The sequence below is a fragment of the Flavobacterium sp. 140616W15 genome (assembly GCF_003668995.1).
GTDB lineage: Bacteria > Bacteroidota > Bacteroidia > Flavobacteriales > Flavobacteriaceae > Flavobacterium.
This window is the reverse complement of the sequence record NZ_CP033068.1, coordinates 1,053,070-1,072,707: the sequence shown is the minus strand read 5'-3', so window position 1 is coordinate 1,072,707 and position 19,638 is coordinate 1,053,070. Positions and strand designations below refer to the sequence as shown.

Below are 19,638 nucleotides of genomic sequence, written 5' to 3'. Positions count from 1 at the left end.
GGTAATAGGGTGTTACTTGTAAGAACAAGAATCGTTTTTACGTTATAGAACTAAAGATGAAAAAAGTACAATATGCCATCGTAGATATCGAAACCACAGGCGGTAATGCCAGTGGCAGTTGCATTACGGAGATTGCCATTATCATCCATGACGGTAAAAAGGCAATCGATCGTTATCAAACACTTGTCAACCCTCAGAAGGAAATTCCACTTCCTATTTTTGCTTTAACAGGCATCAACAATGAAATGGTACGTGATGCGCCTCTATTTGATGATATAGCAAACAAGGTGCTAGAGCTGCTTACAGATCGGATCTTTGTGGCACACAATGTCAATTTTGATTACTCCTTCGTCCGTCATGAATTGGAAAAATCAGGATTCAAGTGGACAGCCAGAAAGCTATGTACTGTTCGTGCCGCAAGAAAAATTAGACCTGGACTTGGTTCTTATAGTTTAGGCAAACTCTGCTCCTCCCTTGATATACCCATAGAGAACCGCCACCGCGCTGGGGGAGATGCCGATGCTACGGCTATATTGTTTGCTAGATTACTGCAATGGGATCACGAAGGAGAAATCGTAAAGATGATTAAAAATACAGCCCAGGATCAACGCTTGCCACCCAACCTACCTCCTTGTGACTTTGAACAATTGCCAGAAAAGCCTGGAGTATACTATTTTTATGACCAGCAAAAAAAAGTAATCTATGTAGGAAAGGCCATCAATATAAAAAAAAGAGTGGCTTCCCATTTCAGTGGGCACAACATCAATCCACAACGACAAAACTTCTTGCGTGATATTTACAGAATCTCTTTTGAAATTTGTGCCACTGAACTCATGGCATTACTTTTAGAATGTAGTGAGATTCAAAAGCTCTGGCCTAAATACAACAGAGCCTTAAAGCGTTTTGAACCCAAATATGGACTCTATAGTTATGAAGCCCGAAATGGATACTGTTATCTTGCCATTGGGAAAATGGGAAAGTTTCAGACTACCATTGAATCCTTCAATAGCCTATACGAAGGAATAAATGTACTACGTAGTTTGGCCCAGCAGTTTGAAATTGACCATCGTTTCTGTAAATACGGCACAACTGAAGATACTGTACCTTTTCAAAATAATGACCATACCAATTTTCCCGATGTTTTACAACACAACCACCAAGTTGAATCTGCCATTGATTTTTTGTTAACTAGCAGGAAAAGTTTTGCTATTATCGATAAAGGCCGCGTTGCAGAGGAACACAGCTGTATCTGGGTCGAAAAAGGACACTTTCATGGTATGGGCTATATTCCTTCTGATGCTGCCCTAACACAGGTTACTGAGCTAAAAGAGCATGTCGTATCCTATAGAAGCAACCACTACCTAATGCAGTTGATAACTGCCTATGCAGCAAAATACCCCAAGAAAGTTTTTCTTTCGAAATGATTTCTACAAATTTAATCTATTATTAATTCCACTGTTACCATAATACTATTGTACCCAAAACGTTTTGAAAGACTAGTGGAATCCTAATAAAATAAATTGATCCATTAGCTTATTTTATCGGGATGGTTTTTACCTAGCCAGTCTTCCATAAGCTGCAAAACCAAGACTTCTTTTAGATCCCCTGTAGGGTCAAATAACCCTTTTATTTTCGAGCTGTTATGAAATTTTCTATTTTCAAAAGTACAGGTGAATTTTGGAAATTCATAATGGCTAACTACCCATTTATTTTCTCCTGCTTTTTTGATTCCAAATTTTTTCATGCCATCCTTTTTTCAATAACTATACCACTTTTATAGTTTTATTCCATAATACCACTCCTAATTCAGGTGATTACGCGGACTAATAGCCTCTTGAAATTGAAAAAATCAATGTAGAATTTCAGACATTTAAAACAGAATCTGACGCTCTAACTTTATAGAAGTTTTACCAATGCTTGTTCTTACCGTTTTGTTTCAAATCCCTTTCTTCAAATCCCTTTTTGCTGTTTTAATAAAAGCTTCTTTGTCTTTTTTTACCTCTTTCAGCATTAATTTTTGCTCACTTGGGATAGTAAAATACTTTTCTGCCCATAAATTTATTTCAATCATTATAGGCACCAAATCAATTCCTTTTGGAGTGAGTTTGTATAAAACTTTTGCCTTACTCTCGGGGTGGTCAGATTTGCTTATTATTCCGTTTGCTTCAAGCGTTTGTAGACGTGAAGCTAAAATGTTGGTTGCAATTTTTTCATCCGATTTCAGAAAGTCGCCGTAGGTGCACTGTTTACTGAACATTAAATCCCGTACAATTAACAAGGACCACTTGTCTCCCCAAACATCAAGAGAACAACTAACAGGGCAATCCGACCTTTTTTTAGTATCTGTCATAAAATTTTTCTTAAAATCACTTGCGAAATGAAAGTTGTTTATTAGATTTGCACTTGCAATTCGCAAGCAAATATACAAATTTTACAAACAAAGAAAAAATATGGACTTAAAGAACAAAACAATATTGATAACAGGTGGTGGTGCCGGTATTGGACTTGAAGCCGCTAAACAGTTTCTTGAAAATAATGCAAATGTTATCATTACAGGTAGAAATCAGGAAAAATTAGATGCCGCAAAAAAAAGGTATCCTAATATAATTGCTATAAAAAGTGATGTTGCCAGTGGAGAAGATGCAATTTCTCTTTTGCGTCAGGTTAAAGAATTAGGTGGAATTGATATTCTTTATAACAATGCAGGTGTGGGTGTAATGCCATTAAATTTAGGAATTGCCAATGACAAGCATTTGGAAAACGCAACATACGAAATGAATATTAATTATTTGGGGGTTGTTCGTCTGAACAATCTTTTTTTGGATATGCTGCAATCAAGAAAAGAAAGTGCCATTATTAATACTACATCTATATTGAGTTATGTGCCTTCGTTACTTGAACCTACATATTCAGCATCGAAAACCGCTTTGGCATTTTATACAAAATCGCTTAGAGAACATTTACGTATCGCTAACAGCAATGTAAAAGTTTTCGAACTCTTGCCTCCATTGGTAGCAACAGAAATGACCGCAAGCCGAAATGATAAGAAAATTAGCCCCGAAGCTCTGGTAAAAGAATTGATTGCAGGGCTTAAAAAAGACCGATACACCATTCGTGTAGGAGATACAAAAGTAGTTTATATCCTCAACCGTCTTTTTCCTAAATTCGCTTTTAGATTAGTTAATCCAAAGAAAGCAGATAAATTTTTAGAATAGTACCTTTAATAAAAAACGCTAAAAAATGAAAGCATTTATTATAAATCGTTATAGCAAAAAAGAGCAGCTTCAACTCGTTGAATTGCCAGAACCCGTGGCTAACGACAATGAAGTATTAATACAAATACATGCGGCAAGTATTAATCAATTGGATGTAAAACTAAAAAGTGGTGAGTTCAAATTGTTACTTCCTTACAAATTCCCTTTGGTTTTAGGTCACGATGTTGCCGGGATTGTAACAAAAGTAGGCTCAAAAGTCAGTCGTTTCAAAGTTGGTGATGAAGTTTTTGCTCGTTCAGCTGATTTTAAGATTGGTACATTTGCAGAATATATTGCAGTCAATGAAAACGATCTCGCGTTGAAACCTAAAAATATAACAATGGAACAGGCCGCTTCCATTCCATTGGTTGCCTTAACGGTTTGGCAGGCGTTTGTTGAAAAAGCAAAGTTAGAGAAAGGTCAGAAAGTATTTATTCAAGCTGGTTCGGGTGGTGTGGGAACAATTGCAATACAGTTGGCAAAATATTTTGGGGCAACAGTAGCCACAACTACAAGTGCTGATAATTTTGATTTGGTTAAAGGTTTAGGTGCTGATATTGTGATAGATTACAAAACGCAAGATTTTGAAACAATACTCAATGAGTACGATGTAGTATTGAACAGTCAGGACGAAAAAACATTGGAAAAGTCGCTACGGATATTAAAATCTGGCGGAAAACTAATTTCAATTTCAGGACCGCCCGATGTGTCTTTTGCAAAAGAAATTGGTCTGTCGTGGTTTATGAAAACAGCCATTTCTTTTTTGAGTAGAAAAGTCAGAAAACAAGCCAGACAACTTGGTGTTGATTATTCGTTTCTGTTTATGCAAGCCAATGGAAAACAGTTGTCTGAAATTAGTGCCTTAATTCAAACAGATATCATTCGTCCTGTCATAGATAAGGTTTTTCCATTTGAGCAACTAAATCAGGCTATGCTCTATGTTAGCAGTGGTCATGCCAAAGGAAAAGTTGTTATCAAATTCAAGTAAAGTTTTTTTAATAAGTTGTGTTAGTGACTAACTTTTCCAATATACATGCAATAATCAATTCTTAATTAAACCGATATACAGTCCTGTTTAATTGACTCCATGCTTTATTTTTAGATTGTATTCTATTTTTTAGTAATCTTCAAAAAAAAACTTTAGTTATGAAGGATTCTCCATTTGGGCAATAATTTTGTTTACTTCAGTTTCTGTTGATTTGAGTTTGGTCTGGCAGAAAGTAATAAGCTCGGAAGCCCTCTTGACTTTTGTAGCCAGTACATCAACCGAAATGGTTTCATTTTCTATTTCCTTTGCAATTGCTGTAAGTTCCGCATAAGCAGCTTCATAAGTCAGTGTCTCTTTCATTGTATTTTGTTTTTTCTTTAACCGTAGTTTTAAAAATCGAATCTGCCAGTATCACATCAATGGTATCGCCCACTGCTATAGTATCAGCATTACTGGTTATTTTATCATTGACCTTGACAATAGCATAACCCTTTTTGAGGATATTCTCAGGGGACATCATCCTGATACTCGAACTGTAATGCGCCAGATATCCTTTTTGATTGCGAAGATACTGATTTGTGAATGTTTTTAAATTACTGATCGTATTGCTAATATCATTAATCCTATTGTAAAGGATAATCCGCGGTTTACCTGAAATTTGATGGGATAGATTCATCAAAAGACGGTGTTCCTGATACAGAATTGATTTGGAGTTATTAATCGTGTTTTGATTAATAGCCATTAAAGCATCTTTGTGTCCAGAAATAAGCTCCCTGGCACTATTGGAAAGGCTGCTCTTAAGTTGGGAAAGGTTCTGATAATGCAGCAGAAAAAGCTGCTGCGATTTAATGACAATATTTTGTTGCAACGAAAGGATATGCAGCTCAAAACTGCGGTTATGGGCAATGATAAACTCAGCGGCTTTAGTTGGAGTCTTAGTCTGGGTATGCGCCATGAGATCCACGATGCTAACATTTTTCTGATGTCCTATTCCTGTGATAATCGCAATGGGAAATTTAGCTACGGCGCGCCCAATGTTATAATTGTCAAAGATCAAAAAATCGGACTGCGCACCTCCTCCTCTTGTTATAACAACGGCGTCATACAATTTGCCACTTCGATACACTTGAATTAGTTTGTCCAAAAACAACTTGGCATTATTATCCCCTTGAACAATGGTAGGATAATCATCTATCTCAAAAACATAGCCGAAATCATTATTCTCAAGGGTGTGTCTGAAATCTTCAAGACCAGCGGAATTACTCCCTGATATCACCGCTACTTTTTGGATTACTGCCCTGAGCTTTATTTGATTGTTTCGAGTTATGTATTGTTCTGCTTCTTTAACAATAAAAGCATTCTCTTCCACAAGCCTTTTCAGGGTGGCGTTGCGTTGCTGCTCCAAGATTCCAAGTGTAAAATTGGTGTCAATATCAAGTACATTCAGTGACAAACCAAACAAAGGGTGGTAATCCACACTGACCAAAACAAGTACATTAATATTATTGGTAAAACGCTGTCCTGTATTTTTTTCAAAATCGGAAAGATGCATCGATCCTGTTCCCCAGGCTTTCCCAAGAATTCTCGCAACAATACTGTTGGATGTCGTTCCTTTTTCTACCAGTTCAAAGTAATGGATTTTCTTATCCGCCTTATAGGAATGATTGGTAATATCAGCCACAACCCAAAAGGTCTGCCCTTTAAAACGGTCTGCTAAGGCATCGCTAATTTTATTGTTTAGCTCGGAGAGTTTAATATGCTTTTCTGGTTCCATAAAAAGTGAGGAACTCAGCGTTCCTTTTTAGATCATCCTAAATTCAATAGAAAATGCAATAGTTCTTTAAAAAAAATGACTGAATTTGCTTTAAAAAAATTATGTGTTCGGTACTTATCGCTCCGTGCCCAAAAGTGTAACGGTAGAGGTAAGATCATGACTAGAAATATAGTCCAGTACAAAATCTTCTGCCTCTTTTCTATGATCAGCAGCCGTCGAAAACGAATTGAGATAAAAATCTTCGTTCTCATCGGCAATATGGATAATCTCGGTATACCCTTTGGTAATCAAACTCCCTTTTAGTTGTAACACCTTAAGCTCATTCCTATTGTCAATCTCCTTCTTCACTCTAAGCTTTATCGTTTTATCCATGCTATTGGTATTTAGTTTTGTGTTATCTTGTAAAATAATACACTTAAAAGTCAAAAAACATAAGGTAGTTCTTTTGTTTTCTCTCTCGATTAAGTCCCTCACTTCCTGCTTATCTCAAGAACCCAGGCAAGTAACTTCTCTAAAGAGGCTTTTCGTCTATTCCTATTTTACATCCCTAAAAATACTAAAAATCAAAACAGCATGATTTGATAAAAGCATAAAAATATGAACAATTAAAATTTAATTCCATTTCGATTCAAAACAGACTAAAAGGGTTGCCAAATTGCTATTCATCTAGGCTCTATCAACGAAAAAAAAATACCAAGCATCGATACAACATATCAACTTATAATTAATGTTTTACACTTCATTTAACTTACTAACCAAATAAATCTTCTTATCAAAGAACTTAAATTATGATAGCAGCTCTGTAAAAGGGGCAACAGAAATATATGACCATACCCATTATAAAATTACAGTGATAAATTATCGGGGTGATACTAAATTGCAGGTATATTTTAAGTCTCCTTATCATTTCGAAAAGCTATAATGCTGATTCTCACCCCTCCAAAGATCTCCCCATTTTCAGATTGAAATAAATGAGTTGATTATCGTTAAACTCCTGATCGGGAAATTCAATATTCAGATGTCCCACAGAGAGCAACTGGATTTGAGTTTTTACCTCCGAAATGGTAATTAATTCCTGCATATAGGCAGAAACTTCCACATCAAAATTCTCCAGGGAGGGATTGCCAGCCGTTAGTTTTTTTCCCATCAGTCCACGTAAGAAATCATAATTCACAATCGTGACTCCACTCTCCCATACTGATTCTTGACCTGCTGAGGAACGTACCAACAAAACGTCTCCAACTTTATTTAAATTCAATGTTGTATTGAAAGCATTTTCTATTATTTTTTTCTGTTTGCTGAGTCCAAGTTGCTGCCATCGTTTTATTTGTCTTATACCTTCTTCACTTCTCCCTTGAACCCGGGAAACACCCCTTGTGGATGCGGCCGCAATAGTAGCCTTAATCTGAAATGCTAGACAAACCTCACTTACAGTATCCAATACCAATAGGTCAACTTCCCCTCCATCATAATTAACATTTGATGCACATTGTATATTGCCAAAATAACTAAAAAGCTGCTCCACCTGTCTAATGAGCGTGGGTTCAAGATGGCAGGAAATCTGCTGGTCAAAGACTCTCTGTTGCTTTTCCTTAACCGAAAATAAAATATTATTGAACGCATACATATACCTCAAGGCCAGTGGGCTAAAGATAACCGAATCACCAGCAAGGATTAGTGGCGGAAAATAACCATCCTTGGGAAGCGTTTTAGATTCTGTTACAGCAGTATTTGTGTTTTTTTCATAGTCCAAAATATAATAACAAAGCAAACGGTCAAAAACAACCTGATCCAGCTCAGTCAAAACTCTTAGGCTATCTAAAATTTTAATGTCCAATGTACAGACTGACCAGTCAAGATATTCTCTCATTAGCATCTCAGCTTCATCAAGGTCATTGGATGATTCGGCTGCTCTTTTAAAGGAACGTGACAGCTCCAGAAAAAACTCCGACATAGCAAGCAATCCAGCTGAAAATTGCTGATAATCCTTATTGGTAAACCCAAGTGATTCTTTGAGGTGGGCATCTTCCAAAACCAAAACCCTTCGAAAACTCTGTTTGTGGTGATTGAACAGTACCTTCAACATCCCCTCATCATAATTTGTTAAATCAAATATTTTCCGTGCGGCTTTCAGATCTGTATAGTCTCTCAAGTCTTGTAAATCAGAAAATGGTATTGTGATTTGCTGAGCAAGAGTACTAAGAATTTTATCTTTTATTTCCGCTTGCTCAAGTGCATCTGAACGATACCTCAAGCTATAAAAATTATTCGCCTTGAGCTCAACCTTGAATACATCCTTGTGCAACTGTGGCATCAGCATGCAAAAGTGTCCATAGGCATAAAGTTGATTAAGCTCTTTGAGATAGGATATGTCACCAGCAGTGGTCATTAAGGCTGTTGTTGTATCAGTTAATTTTTCCCTTCTAGACCTCTTTTCGATTATATCATATAGTGCACTAAGTCTTGAAATAAAATTATACGATTTATCACGAGAATTTGAATAATCTGATTGCTCGACAAGGAGAAAGGAATTGCAGATGTTAGTCTGAAAGCTCCTTTCCCATAACTTCAATTCTTCCAATTGTTTATCAATAAGTAACTCTTCTCTTTTAAGAGCCTCTATAAATCTTTTATTCTCTTCGGACATGTTGCGTGTATACTTTTTTATAAATCTTTTATTTTTCTAATAAAATAAAGAATAAATCTAACTTATCTTTTGTTTTAATCCAAAAGACTCGCTGCTGGTTCTGTCGCATCTGTCAGAAACAAATATAAGAATTCAAGTAATTTAAAAGTTAGCCTGCCTATTTACAGAATGATTTAAACATAGTTATCCCTGGACTAACCATCTGATTCTTTCTCAGCATATGCACCAATTCCACTCAAAGTTCGTTTGGCTGATTCAAAACTTTTAAAGCCTAATGCGTTTTGTATGCGCTAATTGATAAAACGATGATCCTGTTTAACAATATTATTGAGATATTTACACTGTCTGATTTTAATCTTTGAGAACGAGCGTTTGTTATATACTTTGATCGCTGCAGTATTAGAACCGCTTTTATCAATGTTTATTACTCTTGGTCTCCAGTTGTTACCAATTGCTTTAATTAGAAAAGACTGAGCGCTCATTCTTTGTCTTTTTCTGGTCAAAAGAAAGGCTACTGTATTGCCTAATTTATCTACTGCTCGATATAAATAACACCAAACACCTTTTACTTTGATATAGGTCTCATCCAATCTCCAACTAGCCCCCACTCTGCCTTTTCTCTTCTTCATCTTCGACTCAAGCAAAGGTGTAAACTTATAGACCCAACGCTGAATAGTAGCATAATCAACATGAACTCCTCTAATTTTCATTATTCCCTCAACATCACGGTAACTAAGTGTAAATCTTAGTTTGAAATATACTGTCTGAAGAATTATGTATTTTGGATAACAATGACCTTTAATATTCATTTTTTGATCGGTTTAAAATTCTAAAGATAAAAGTTATTCAAAGATGCGACAGAACCTTTTGAAGTCTCTTTGTAGTTTTAGAACAATATTTACAAGTGTGAAGTCATGAGACATTTATACAACTTTTTATAAGAACTCTTCAGAGAGTTGAGGGTACCCTTTTCTTTTTTGTTCGTCTGTACTTACAAGAACCTATAAATAGGCTGACTTCATATAATTAATGATAATTACATACTTAAATGCACAAACTATAAAAAGATTCAAAGTTTAGTTTCTAACTAGGATATCCAATGGAGCTATTGATATTGCGATATTCACAAACTTAAATTAATTAAGAAATTTGTTGGTACAATCAAATATATAGAAGCCTTAAATATTTATGTACCTTAGCAAGGCTAAAAAATACTTCTCAAGCATTTTTTATATACTTTTATATGGAAGCACTTTTAAAAGAAAATATAGCTAAACATATTTCTCTTTCAGAAAATGAAATAGAAAATTTCTGCAATTTATTTGAGCAAAAATTAATCCCTAAAAAAAACTTCTTACTCAGAGAAGGCGAGATTTGCAAATTTGAAGGTTTTGTTACCAAAGGACTTTTTCGGGTTTATCATATTGATAAAAATGGTTTTGAACAAATACTCTATTTTGCTATTGAAAATTGGTGGATTACTGATATTGATAGCTTTACTACTGAAAACCCATCACAACTTTTTATAGAAGCTCTCGAAGACAGCGAAGTACTTGTAATTTCTAAAAAAGATAAGGAGTTTGCCTATGCTAACTTGCCTAAAATCGAAAAGCTATTTCGGGTAATGACCCAAAAAACCCACGTTGCCCTTCAACGAAGAATGATAGATAATCTTAGTAAAACAGCAGAATCCCGTTATATAGAATTTACAGAAAAATATCCTCAGCTAACACAAAGGCTTTCTAACATACAAATAGCTGCCTATTTAGGCATTACCAATGTTTTTTTGAGTAATATTCGAAAGAAAATTGCTGTCAAAAAATAAGATTTTCCTTTATTTATTAAACTAGTTTAATGTTTTAAGATCGCATTTCATTTCATCTTTGCAGTATTAATTTAAACCAGCACACGAAATGAAACACACTATCTCGAGAGTATTTATAACAATTTTAATTTTATTGAATATGGAATCACAAGCACAAAGTTTCAAAACAATCGAAACTAAAGATTTAAAACTTCAGGTTTACAACGCATCAGAAAACAGCTTTGGTGTAGCATCGGTAATTGTATCGGGGAAAACAAACGCAGTTTTGATTGACGCGCAATTTACTTTGACGGATGCCGAAAAAGTAGCGCAGGAGATTAAAGCAAGTGGTAAAAAATTAACCGCAATTTTTGTTTCTCACGCAGACCCTGATTATTATTTTGGAATGGAAATATTTAAAAAATATTTCCCGGATGTAGTTGCTTATGCATCACCTGCTTCTGTAGAAGCAATTAAGGCTACAGCACAAAAAAAATTAGACGTTTGGGGCGAACGATTAGGTAAAGCTATTACGTCAAATGTTGTTTTGCCGCAGGTTTTAAAGGGAAACAGCATTGAATTGGAAGGTCAGAAATTAGAAATCATTGGTTTGGAAGAATTTCCGAATAAAACTTTTGTATGGATTCCTTCTATCAAAGCAGTTGTAGGCGGAATTAATGTTTTTGGAACTAGTTTCCATCTTTGGATGGCGGATGCTCAAACTACTGAAGCCCGTAAAAACTGGATTGCCGTTTTAGATAAAATCTCGGCTTTGAAACCTGAAATTGTAATTCCGGCTCATGCTAATTCCAATTCTCCATTTGATATCGCTGCTGTAAATCATACCAAAAGTTACATTCAATTCTACGAAGAAGCTTTGAAAATAAATAAAACATCAGAAGCTTTAATTTCTACTTTGAAAACAAAATATCCAACACTTACTTTTGAAACTGCCTTAATGATTGGTGCAAAAGTGAATACTGGAGAAATGAAATGGTAAAATCAATCATTTACAGCCTGATAGTACTCTTTGCATTGTCAGGTTGTTCTTTAAATAAAAAGACAATGACAAATCTTGAAATAGTTAAAAGTACTTACGAAGGAAAAGCTTCGGAAGAAAATGGTCAAAATTTGGCTAAATATGTTACCAAAGATATTTCCTGGACAGAAGCTAAAGGTTTTCCGTATGCAGGAACTTATATTGGTTTAGAAAATATAACCAAAAATGTCTTTAGCCGATTAGGAAGCGAATGGATTGATTATAAATTTACTCCCGAAGATTACGTTGCCAGCGATGACAAAGTAGTAGCTTACGGAACTTACACAGGCACTTATAAAATTACAGGCAAATCATTCACCGCCAGAGTAGTTCACCTTTGGAAATTGGAAAACCGAAAAATTATCAGTTTTGAACAGTTTGTAGATAGTCAAACGGTAAATGATGCTATGAAATAAAGCCCTATTTTTAGTTTTAAATATAGAAACCGTTGATGAATGTCAACGGTTTTTTTTATCTGGCTTTTACTTCAAATATTTTTTAAAAAAATCATCTAATTTATTAAACGGAATCACATCTACTTTGTCATACAAATCGACGTGAACTGCATTTGGGATAATTATTAACTCTTTTGGTTCATTTGCCTCTTTAAAAATATCTTCACTAAAATATCTTGAGTGCGCATTTTCTCCCGCAATTAAAAGCATTGGTCTTGGCGAAATTTCTTTTACATAAGTAAGTATTGGCATATTCATAAAAGATATCGGATTGGTTACCAGCCAGGCTCCATTTGAATTCACAGAATTAACTTGAAAACCACGCGGCGTTCTGTAATAATCAAAATATTCTTTTACAAATTGCGGTTCATCGCCTTTTAATTTTTCCTGCAAATTTCTTGGTCCATCTGCCGGTTTTCCCCTTTCGGCATCTTTCCAACGCTGCTCACCTAAAGCTTCCAATGTTTTGGTTCTTTGCTCTAATGTTACAGAATCATTGTAACCTTTTGATATTACTCTGGTCATATCGTATAAACTTGTCGCAACAACGGCTTTTACACGTTTATCAATAGCAGTCGCATTTAATGCAAAACCGCCAAAACCACAAATCCCAATGATACCAATTTTATTTCTATCAACGTTCTTTTGTAATCCTAAAAAATCAACCGCAGCGCTAAAATCTTCTGTATTGATTTCCGGAGAAGCCATGTTTCTTGGCTCCCCTCCGCTTTCACCTGTATAAGATGGATCAAAAGCCAAAGCTATAAAACCACGTTCTGCCATTTCATTGGCATATAATCCGGATGATTGTTGTTTCACCGCTCCAAAAGGTCCGCTAATAGCTAATGCAGACAATTTTTCGTTTCCTGCGTTTTTCGGAAAGTATAAATCTCCACTTAATGTAATGCCGTAACGGTTTTTGAAGCTCACTTTTTGACGTATTACTTTGTCACTAAGCTGAAATGTATAATGTTCTTTTGATGTGTTCATTTTTTCTAAATTTGATTGTAGTTTTTGTGCAGATACTTGTCCTGTTATCAGGAATACTATTGCGATTGCGAATGTTTTTTTCATTTTCTTCTGAATTGCTTTCAATTTTATATTTTTCATTTGATTTTAATTGTTTTAAAATTTCATAACTACATTTCAGTTTCATAATTATCTCTTTTATGGTTGAACATTTTTAATGAATTTTGCAGGAATTCCACCAACGATGGTATTATCAGAAACATCTTTAGAGACTACTGCTCCTGCTGCGACAACTGCATTCTCTCCAATTGTTACGCCGGATAAAATCGTAGCATTGGCACCAATCCATGCATTTTTTTTGATGAGAATTGGTTTAGCTGTTAGTCCTTTTCTTTCCTCAGGATGTAGCGGATGATTTTCGGTAATGAGGCTGACTTTCGGACCAATTAAAACATCGTCTTCAATGGTGATTCCGCCCAATGCCAAAAAAGTGCAGTCAAAATTGATAAATACATTTTTACCAATTGTAATATGTTTTCCGTAATTGATATAAAGAGGTGTAAATACGGCAACATCCTGAAGTTCTTTATCTAAGATCCTGCTTAGTATCTTCGTGATTTCTTCAGGATTTACAGCATTATTCATCTGATTAAGTAATGCTTTCACGGCAAAGGCTTCTTCTCTCAATCTGCCAATTTGCGAATCGTTGGGAAGTATGGTTTCACCTGCTAAAAGTCTCTTAAAAATATCTTTTTGAAATGGTGCAGCATCGGAAATAAGGTTTGAATCTGACATAATATTTGAATTAAATAACCAGATACAAAGATAAGACTGCCTTTAAGCAAGGCAGTAACGATTATCAAACCAAAGATTAAGAAATTCAAACTTCCGATTGACGAAATGCAGAAGGATTGGTGCCGGTATTCTTTTTGAAGAAATTATTAAAGTAAGTTGGATATTCAAACCCAAGCGCATAACCAATTTCAGAAACACTCCAATCAGTATGGAGCAATAGCGCTTTGGCTTCTGTTATAATCCGCTCGGTAATATGAGTTGTTGTCGATTTTCCTGTAACTTCTTTTACGGCTCGGTTTAAGTAATTGGCATGTACATTCAAATGTTGTGCATAATGTTGTGCTGTTCTTAATTGAAGTGGATTGGAAGTTGTTTCAATTGGAAATTGTCTTTCCAGTAATTCCAAAAATACTGATGACAATCTGGAAGATGCATTCTTATTTTGTTCGAAATTTTCAGAAGGTTCCATCTTTAGAGATTCGTGTATAATGAGACTGATATAATTGCGAATCAGCTCATCTTTAAAAACATAATCACTTTTTTGTTCCGAAATCATTTTATGAAAAATAGTATTAACAAAACCTCTTTGTTCTTCTGTTATTTTCAAAACTGGTGTTCCTCCAATTTTAAAAAAGAAGATTGCTGCAGACTTTCAGAACGCTCGGAGTTTTTAAAAAACTCTTCCGAAAATAAGATCGTATAACCAACATAAGTCGTAGAAATGGTTTCCCATGAATATGGAATGTGTGGATTTCCAAAAAAGAGAATAGTCCCCTCCTGCTCATAGGTCTTATCAGAATAATGAATCTTGCTTTTACCAGTTGTCAGGCAGATTTTATAAAACTCCTTTCTACTGTAAGTTCTGGTTTCGGCACCATCATCTTCTATCTGAAATGCTTTAAATCCTTGCAGTTTCAGTTCATTATTAAACTTGGAAACTTCTCTTATTATCTTCTCTTTCATTATGCAAAGTTAAGAAATTCAAACTTGTTTAAAACCCTCAAACCTTAATTCTTACTCTTTTTAAAAGCAAATAACTAAATTATTTAGAAGAAAACGAGAAACAAAAATGATCAAAAAGTAAGCTAATTCAAAATTATCACTTGCTTATTAGCTAGAGTTAACATAGTTATGTTCAAATTGTAAGCTGAGTTAAATGATTTACTGATTTTAGGTCCCCATTGTACCTAAAATTCTTGAGCTCCACAAAACAAGGACTTGCGAACTTCTAATTCCTTAAGTAAATTCTATTACAAACGAATATAACTTACAACGGAAACAATTTTAGCTCAAAAAACGATATTTCAACAATCACAAATAATAAGTATTAAATAATCTAAACAACTAAATATACAAACAAAAAAGACAATCAACTAAATCGTTTTATAATAGAATATAGTAAATCAAACTAACTATAATTTTTCATTTGCAGCATTAATTACAGAAAGCACTTCGGAAATATCTATGGGAGTATGATGAGAGTCATTTATATCCCTATTTTAAAAAAGTTAATAAATGGTAGTAAAAATATTTCTTATATTAGCTACAAAAAAAACTTTGATATCATTTTATAGATATTGTTCATGAAGTTTTGCCTAATGAAATACACTTAAATAGAAATAAAATAAATAACATGAAATTATCAGCCCTATTCTTTGCATTGTTACTTTTAGTTTGTACAACAGCTATTTCACAAGTAAAACCGACAAAAATACTTATCAATAATGTAGAAATTTTTAACGGTAAAGACAAAAAAACTATAAAGGGTAACGTTCTTATAGAAAACAATATTATTACAAAAATTTCTATCGATCGTATTCCTACTGATCAAAGTGGTGCAACTCAAATTATTGATGGACAAGGCAAATTTTTAATGCCTGGTCTAATCGATGCACATGTTCATTTATTACTTGAAAGTGTACCTCAAATGCTAGCAATGACGAGCGATTTTGCAATGCTGAATTTAATTGCAGCACAAGCAGCTGAAAAACAATTAATGAGGGGATTTACAACTGTGCGAGATTTGGGAGGTGGCTCATTACCCCTTGCTAAAGCAATTGAGATGGGATTGGTAAAAGGCCCTAGAGTATATTCAAGTGGAGCATTTATTTCCCAAACCGGTGGACACGGAGATTTTGGATTACCTACTGATGTCCCTCGCAAAATAGGAGAACTTTCGTATCCTGAAAGAAACGGAATGGTAGCCGTTGCTGATGGTGCAGACAACGTATTAATGCGAACCAGAGAACAATTACGCCAAGGAGCAACCCAAATAAAACTAATGGCTGGAGGCGGTGTAACATCAAACTATGATCCACTTGATGTAACACAATATACTGAAGCAGAATTTAAAGCAGCCGTATCTGCAGCCGAAAATTGGGGAACATATGTAACTGTGCATGCTTACACACCATTGGCAATTAAAACTGCAATCAACGCAGGTGTAAAATGCATTGACCACGGACAACTTGCCGATGATACCACTGCAAAACTAATGGCAGAAAAAGGCATTTGGTGGAGTCTACAACCATTTTTAGATGACGAAGAAGCAAATCCTTTACCTGAAGGTTCTAAAAACCGAATAAAACAAATTGAAATGACATTGGGAACTGATAAAGCATATGCTTTAGCAAAAAATACAATATTAAAACTGCTTGGGGAACAGATGTACTCTTTGATTCAAAGTTAGCATCCAAACAAGGTATACAGTTATCGAAAATGACACGTTGGTATACATCATATGAAATTTTAAAAATGGCTACTTCAACCAATGCAGAACTCTTAAGAATGAGTGGAAAAAGAGATCCATATCAAAATGGTAAATTAGGCGAAATTACAGAAGGTGCTTATGCTGATATAATTTTAGTTAATGGCAATCCATTAGAAAATATAAAATTAGTAGAAGATCCTGAAAATAATTTTTTAATCATTATAAAAGATGGAGTAATATATAAAAATACACTAAAAATATAAACCTACAGATATAATTTTAGTTTACAAGTTAATTAGATTAGAATAAACCTTTTTATTTATTTCCATCAATCCATTGATACTTATTGAGCTTTCACCACTCGCACAATTAAGTTGACTAAACCTTCATCATTTAACAATATTAAAGCATCTAATATTCTTGCATCGTTTTTTCTTTAAAAAAAAATGCATTAGCCGTTTCACAAAAATCAACAGAAAAAGGGAATGAAATTTTCGCAAGTTCTTCTAAGGAATAACTTTTTTTAGGATTTCTTGTAAGTACGTGAAGTATATTCTCAGAAAAATCAATCAAGCTTATATTCATAATAATTGTCTTTTAACTAAAGTTATAAATACTATAATAATTTAGCAAGATATCTAATTATTAAAACTTCGTTTTTAGCAGTAAAATTAAAAAATTAATAACTCAGAAAATAAAATTTGTTAATTGAAAATTGTAATGATGTCTGAAAGTTCTACTTTATCTATAAATGAGTTAATGAACTCATGAACTTCATTTCTATTTTTAATTAAAATAGAAAACGAATTGATATGAAATTCATCGTCGCAATCATCAATATAAATTATATCTATAAATCCATTTTGAAATTAAACTTCCTTTTAATTTTATTATATTAAGTTTGTTGCTGATTATTTCTCTTTTCTAATCTGAAGTGTGATGGCTTTTTTCATTTTAATTCTTTTTAATTTTGCACTCTTAGAACGTTAATATAAAAATTAAAATAAGACATTCTAAAAAGTATTTAACATCAAATCATGTTATTACCTACAAAATTTAAACATTTTAGTAACACATCTTAAAATTATGAGTTTTAACAAGATTCTCACTTATTATGTCGTAAAAAATATCCACTGTAAATATCAACAAAAGCCACTTTATTTTAATACAATACCACATAAAAATAATTCCAGTTGTTTTTATGTGGTAATTATAAAGTGTAAAAAATTACAATTCTATTGCTTATTATTCTATGATTCGTATTATTCCATAGCAATAATTATAAATTCACTTCTCCTATTTAATTGATGCTCAGACTCTGTACAATCGACTCCATCGGAACAGTTATTTCTAAGCTGACTCTCTCCATATCCTGTTCCGGTTAATCGGTTTGGTGCAATACCATTTTTAATTAACCATTGTATGGTTGCTTTGGCTCTTCTGTTAGATAAGGCAATGTTATATGCGGCAGTTTGACGGCTATCAGTATGCGAACGAACATCAATTTTTAACTTTGGATATTGTTTCATTACCGCTAGTATTTTCTCCAGTTCAAAAGCTGCATCTTTTCGAATATAGGATTTATCCAAATCAAAATAGATAATCGGAATATTAAGCGTTTTAGCCAGATCAGTTCCTACACCTATTGTTTTGATTCTTTTTTCTAGTACTATTGTTAGGCTTTTTTCACCTGTTTCAGCTTTTATTATTACTGGAATTTCTTTGGTTTCATAATCTTGCTTCGCAGCTCTTACATGGTAAGTTGCGTTACAATTTACTGTGAAGCTATAACTTCCATCTACTCCTGTTACAACTTCGTCTATGATTTTAAATTCTTCATCCAACAGGGTAATTTTGGCATTATCAAGTACCTTATTGTTTTCCTGGTCAACAACAATTGCTTTCAATTTTTGCTCACATAGTAATTTTCTTGTTTCAGTGAGCTTGTAAATATCATCGTTGCCTATACCGCCTTCTCTGTTTGACGAAAAGAATCCCTCTTTGGTTTCGTTGTTAATGATAAAAGCAAAATCATCCTTATTACTGTTTATCGGGGCACCAATATTTTGTACTTCAGGAAAACTATCATTATTATTAATTGTCACCACAAATACATCTAATCCACCCAAACCTGGTCGTCCGTCGCTGGCAAAATACAGCTCATTATCTGCGGATATAAAAGGAAAAGTTTCTCTTCCTTCGGTATTTATTGCGGCTCCCAAGTTTTTAGGCGTATCAAAACTTCCGTCACTATTAATAGTTACACTATACAAATCCGATTGACCAAGCGTTCCCGGCATATCTGATGCAAAATACAGTTTCTTTTCATCCACACTTAAAGCCGGATGAGCCGTGCTGTACCGATCGCTATTAAAAGGTAACTCAGTAATATTAATCCATTTTCCATTTAAAAATTCAGCCTTATACAGCTTTAATAATGTAATTTTCTGATCGTCCTTTCCTCTTTTTCCATCCAGATAATTGTTTCTTGTAAAGTACATTGTTTTTCCATCTTTTGTAAAAACGGGCGTAGATTCATTGAATTTTGAATTGATTTTCTTTTCAAATCGTTCCGGTTTTCCTAATGTTCCATCAGCTTTTAATTCGGCTGAGTACAGATTAGTAAAAGATTTATTAGTCCATTTAAATGTCTTTTTTGCTATACCTCCTGTATCTCTGGCTGATGCAAATATAACTTTATTGTTATAAAAAGTGCTTCCATAATCGGTTTGTGTAGAGTTAATTCCAGCATTAGCTATTTCGAATCTTCCTGAATTGGCTTTTATCTGCTCCAGATAATTTTTATTATTTTCGAATAATATACCTCTTTTATCAGTCTTTATTTTTTTGTTGAAAGTCTCTAGGGTTTTATCTGCTTTGGGATAATCTTCTGTTGCTTTCAAAGTTTGTGCATAACGATAATAGTACTCAGGTTCCTGCTCAGCATTCATTGCAAAAAGGGCATCATACCATTTGGCAGCCTTGATTAATTCTCCGTTAAAATAATAAGCATTACCTAATCTCTGAAACATTTCCTCGTTCTTATATCCTTTTTCGGCAACTTTTTCGTAGGTTTCAATTGCATCAATATAAGCATATTGGGTATATTCTTTATCTGCTTTATTCTGACTTGCTTTTTGCGCACTTCCTTTTAGAACCACAAGTACTAAAATGGCGGAAAGTATATATTTTATTTTCATCTT

The 19,638-nt window shown here is 34.0% G+C and carries 20 protein-coding genes and 1 pseudogene; 8 read left to right on the top strand and 13 right to left on the bottom strand.

Annotation, left to right across the window (positions count from 1 at the left end; all coding sequences use genetic code 11):
* The first annotated feature begins 56 nt into the window (after window positions 1-56).
* The gene (locus EAG11_RS04665; protein ID WP_129538122.1) at window positions 57-1,424 is read left to right on the top strand and encodes an exonuclease domain-containing protein; all 1,368 of its coding nucleotides are present in this window, start codon (window positions 57-59) and stop codon (window positions 1,422-1,424) included.
* Window positions 1,425-1,528: 104 nt separating this feature from the next.
* Here the strand turns inward: EAG11_RS04665 and EAG11_RS04660 are convergent, their stop codons facing one another.
* Both EAG11_RS04660 and EAG11_RS04655 read right to left on the bottom strand, forming a co-directional pair.
* Window positions 1,529-1,744 carry a hypothetical protein gene (locus EAG11_RS04660; protein ID WP_129538121.1) on the bottom strand — a complete coding sequence of 72 codons (216 nt, stop codon included), beginning with the start codon at window positions 1,742-1,744 and terminating at the stop codon, window positions 1,529-1,531.
* Between the two features lie 192 nt (window positions 1,745-1,936).
* Window positions 1,937-2,350, bottom strand: coding sequence for a helix-turn-helix domain-containing protein (locus EAG11_RS04655; protein ID WP_129538120.1), 414 nt, complete (start codon window positions 2,348-2,350; stop codon window positions 1,937-1,939).
* Window positions 2,351-2,450: 100 nt separating this feature from the next.
* Here EAG11_RS04655 and EAG11_RS04650 point away from each other — a divergent pair, with 100 nt between their 5' ends.
* Window positions 2,451-3,215 carry an SDR family oxidoreductase gene (locus tag EAG11_RS04650; protein ID WP_129538119.1) on the top strand — a complete coding sequence of 255 codons (765 nt, stop codon included), beginning with the start codon at window positions 2,451-2,453 and terminating at the stop codon, window positions 3,213-3,215.
* Window positions 3,216-3,240: 25 nt separating this feature from the next.
* Window positions 3,241-4,242, top strand: coding sequence for an NADP-dependent oxidoreductase (locus EAG11_RS04645; RefSeq protein WP_129538118.1), 1,002 nt, complete (start codon window positions 3,241-3,243; stop codon window positions 4,240-4,242).
* 156 nt (window positions 4,243-4,398) lie between these two features.
* Here the strand turns inward: EAG11_RS04645 and xseB are convergent, their stop codons facing one another.
* The 5 genes and pseudogenes from xseB to EAG11_RS04620 all read right to left on the bottom strand — a co-directional run bounded on the left by xseB (window position 4,399) and on the right by EAG11_RS04620 (window position 9,472).
* Window positions 4,399-4,602, bottom strand: coding sequence for an exodeoxyribonuclease VII small subunit (gene xseB, locus EAG11_RS04640; RefSeq protein ID WP_129538117.1), 204 nt, complete (start codon window positions 4,600-4,602; stop codon window positions 4,399-4,401).
* Window positions 4,580-6,016, bottom strand: a complete 1,437-nt coding sequence (gene xseA, locus EAG11_RS04635; RefSeq protein ID WP_129538116.1) for an exodeoxyribonuclease VII large subunit — start codon at window positions 6,014-6,016, stop codon at window positions 4,580-4,582. Before xseA ends, xseB begins: the two co-directional genes overlap by 23 nt.
* Window positions 6,017-6,130: 114 nt before the next feature.
* Window positions 6,131-6,364 (bottom strand): hypothetical protein, encoded by a 234-nt coding sequence (locus EAG11_RS04630; protein WP_242499269.1) that lies wholly within the window; start codon window positions 6,362-6,364, stop codon window positions 6,131-6,133.
* 583 nt (window positions 6,365-6,947) lie between these two features.
* Entirely contained in the window at window positions 6,948-8,663 is a 1,716-nt protein-coding gene (locus tag EAG11_RS04625) for a hypothetical protein (RefSeq protein WP_129538115.1), read from the bottom strand.
* 194 nt (window positions 8,664-8,857) lie between these two features.
* Window positions 8,858-9,472: pseudogene (locus EAG11_RS04620) on the bottom strand (IS6 family transposase).
* Window positions 9,473-9,906: 434 nt separating this feature from the next.
* Here EAG11_RS04620 and EAG11_RS04615 point away from each other — a divergent pair.
* The 3 genes from EAG11_RS04615 to EAG11_RS04605 all read left to right on the top strand — a co-directional run bounded on the left by EAG11_RS04615 (window position 9,907) and on the right by EAG11_RS04605 (window position 11,922).
* Complete coding sequence (locus EAG11_RS04615) at window positions 9,907-10,488, top strand: Crp/Fnr family transcriptional regulator (RefSeq protein WP_129538114.1); 582 nt, start codon at window positions 9,907-9,909, stop codon at window positions 10,486-10,488.
* 88 nt (window positions 10,489-10,576) lie between these two features.
* Window positions 10,577-11,467 carry an MBL fold metallo-hydrolase gene (locus EAG11_RS04610; protein WP_129538113.1) on the top strand — a complete coding sequence of 297 codons (891 nt, stop codon included), beginning with the start codon at window positions 10,577-10,579 and terminating at the stop codon, window positions 11,465-11,467.
* 65 nt (window positions 11,468-11,532) lie between these two features.
* The gene (locus EAG11_RS04605; protein ID WP_129538112.1) at window positions 11,533-11,922 is read left to right on the top strand and encodes a nuclear transport factor 2 family protein; all 390 of its coding nucleotides are present in this window, start codon (window positions 11,533-11,535) and stop codon (window positions 11,920-11,922) included.
* 66 nt (window positions 11,923-11,988) lie between these two features.
* On the opposite strand, the gene EAG11_RS04600 is transcribed toward EAG11_RS04605, so the two are convergent.
* The 4 genes from EAG11_RS04600 to EAG11_RS22740 all read right to left on the bottom strand — a co-directional run bounded on the left by EAG11_RS04600 (window position 11,989) and on the right by EAG11_RS22740 (window position 14,688).
* On the bottom strand, window positions 11,989-13,035 hold the full coding sequence (locus EAG11_RS04600) for an alpha/beta hydrolase (protein ID WP_129541025.1): 1,047 nt from the start codon (window positions 13,033-13,035) through the stop codon (window positions 11,989-11,991).
* 93 nt (window positions 13,036-13,128) lie between these two features.
* A complete protein-coding gene (locus tag EAG11_RS04595; protein WP_129538111.1) occupies window positions 13,129-13,725 on the bottom strand; it encodes a DapH/DapD/GlmU-related protein in 597 nt (198 codons plus the stop codon).
* Between the two features lie 85 nt (window positions 13,726-13,810).
* The gene (locus EAG11_RS22745; protein WP_371414624.1) at window positions 13,811-14,332 is read right to left on the bottom strand and encodes a helix-turn-helix domain-containing protein; all 522 of its coding nucleotides are present in this window, start codon (window positions 14,330-14,332) and stop codon (window positions 13,811-13,813) included.
* The gene (locus EAG11_RS22740) at window positions 14,329-14,688 is read right to left on the bottom strand and encodes a hypothetical protein (RefSeq protein ID WP_371414623.1); all 360 of its coding nucleotides are present in this window, start codon (window positions 14,686-14,688) and stop codon (window positions 14,329-14,331) included. Before EAG11_RS22740 ends, EAG11_RS22745 begins: the two co-directional genes overlap by 4 nt.
* Before the next feature lie 670 nt (window positions 14,689-15,358).
* Between EAG11_RS22740 and EAG11_RS04585 the strand changes: the two genes are divergently transcribed.
* Both EAG11_RS04585 and EAG11_RS22090 read left to right on the top strand, forming a co-directional pair.
* Window positions 15,359-16,414, top strand: coding sequence for an amidohydrolase family protein (locus EAG11_RS04585; RefSeq protein WP_242499268.1), 1,056 nt, complete (start codon window positions 15,359-15,361; stop codon window positions 16,412-16,414).
* Window positions 16,415-16,443: 29 nt separating this feature from the next.
* A complete protein-coding gene (locus EAG11_RS22090) occupies window positions 16,444-16,698 on the top strand; it encodes a hypothetical protein (RefSeq protein WP_242499267.1) in 255 nt (84 codons plus the stop codon).
* A gap of 148 nt (window positions 16,699-16,846) precedes the next feature.
* On the opposite strand, the gene EAG11_RS21640 is transcribed toward EAG11_RS22090, so the two are convergent.
* Together EAG11_RS21640 and EAG11_RS04575 are read right to left on the bottom strand one after the other, a co-directional pair.
* The gene (locus EAG11_RS21640; protein WP_164998655.1) at window positions 16,847-17,020 is read right to left on the bottom strand and encodes a hypothetical protein; all 174 of its coding nucleotides are present in this window, start codon (window positions 17,018-17,020) and stop codon (window positions 16,847-16,849) included.
* A 677-nt stretch (window positions 17,021-17,697) separates the two neighbouring features.
* Window positions 17,698-19,635, bottom strand: a complete 1,938-nt coding sequence (locus tag EAG11_RS04575) for an OmpA family protein (protein ID WP_129538110.1) — start codon at window positions 19,633-19,635, stop codon at window positions 17,698-17,700.
* Between the last annotated feature and the right edge of the window lie 3 nt (window positions 19,636-19,638).

What these genes read in the sequence shown, in the direction of transcription:
- EAG11_RS22740 (WP_371414623.1), bottom strand. Translation starts at nt 14,688, where the DNA reads ATGAAAGAGAAGATAATAAGAGAAGTTTCCAAGTTTAATAATGAACTG.
- EAG11_RS04650 (WP_129538119.1), top strand. Translation starts at nt 2,451, where the DNA reads ATGGACTTAAAGAACAAAACAATATTGATAACAGGTGGTGGTGCCGGT.
- EAG11_RS04665 (WP_129538122.1), top strand. Translation starts at nt 57, where the DNA reads ATGAAAAAAGTACAATATGCCATCGTAGATATCGAAACCACAGGCGGT.
- EAG11_RS04605 (WP_129538112.1), top strand. Translation starts at nt 11,533, where the DNA reads ATGACAAATCTTGAAATAGTTAAAAGTACTTACGAAGGAAAAGCTTCG.
- EAG11_RS22090 (WP_242499267.1), top strand. Translation starts at nt 16,444, where the DNA reads ATGACACGTTGGTATACATCATATGAAATTTTAAAAATGGCTACTTCA.
- EAG11_RS04610 (WP_129538113.1), top strand. Translation starts at nt 10,577, where the DNA reads ATGAAACACACTATCTCGAGAGTATTTATAACAATTTTAATTTTATTG.
- EAG11_RS04660 (WP_129538121.1), bottom strand. Translation starts at nt 1,744, where the DNA reads ATGAAAAAATTTGGAATCAAAAAAGCAGGAGAAAATAAATGGGTAGTT.
- EAG11_RS04655 (WP_129538120.1), bottom strand. Translation starts at nt 2,350, where the DNA reads ATGACAGATACTAAAAAAAGGTCGGATTGCCCTGTTAGTTGTTCTCTT.
- EAG11_RS04585 (WP_242499268.1), top strand. Translation starts at nt 15,359, where the DNA reads ATGAAATTATCAGCCCTATTCTTTGCATTGTTACTTTTAGTTTGTACA.
- EAG11_RS21640 (WP_164998655.1), bottom strand. Translation starts at nt 17,020, where the DNA reads ATGAATATAAGCTTGATTGATTTTTCTGAGAATATACTTCACGTACTT.
- EAG11_RS04645 (WP_129538118.1), top strand. Translation starts at nt 3,241, where the DNA reads ATGAAAGCATTTATTATAAATCGTTATAGCAAAAAAGAGCAGCTTCAA.
- EAG11_RS04595 (WP_129538111.1), bottom strand. Translation starts at nt 13,725, where the DNA reads ATGTCAGATTCAAACCTTATTTCCGATGCTGCACCATTTCAAAAAGAT.
- EAG11_RS04615 (WP_129538114.1), top strand. Translation starts at nt 9,907, where the DNA reads ATGGAAGCACTTTTAAAAGAAAATATAGCTAAACATATTTCTCTTTCA.
- EAG11_RS04600 (WP_129541025.1), bottom strand. Translation starts at nt 13,035, where the DNA reads ATGAAAAAAACATTCGCAATCGCAATAGTATTCCTGATAACAGGACAA.
- EAG11_RS04625 (WP_129538115.1), bottom strand. Translation starts at nt 8,663, where the DNA reads ATGTCCGAAGAGAATAAAAGATTTATAGAGGCTCTTAAAAGAGAAGAG.
- xseA (WP_129538116.1), bottom strand. Translation starts at nt 6,016, where the DNA reads ATGGAACCAGAAAAGCATATTAAACTCTCCGAGCTAAACAATAAAATT.
- EAG11_RS04575 (WP_129538110.1), bottom strand. Translation starts at nt 19,635, where the DNA reads ATGAAAATAAAATATATACTTTCCGCCATTTTAGTACTTGTGGTTCTA.
- xseB (WP_129538117.1), bottom strand. Translation starts at nt 4,602, where the DNA reads ATGAAAGAGACACTGACTTATGAAGCTGCTTATGCGGAACTTACAGCA.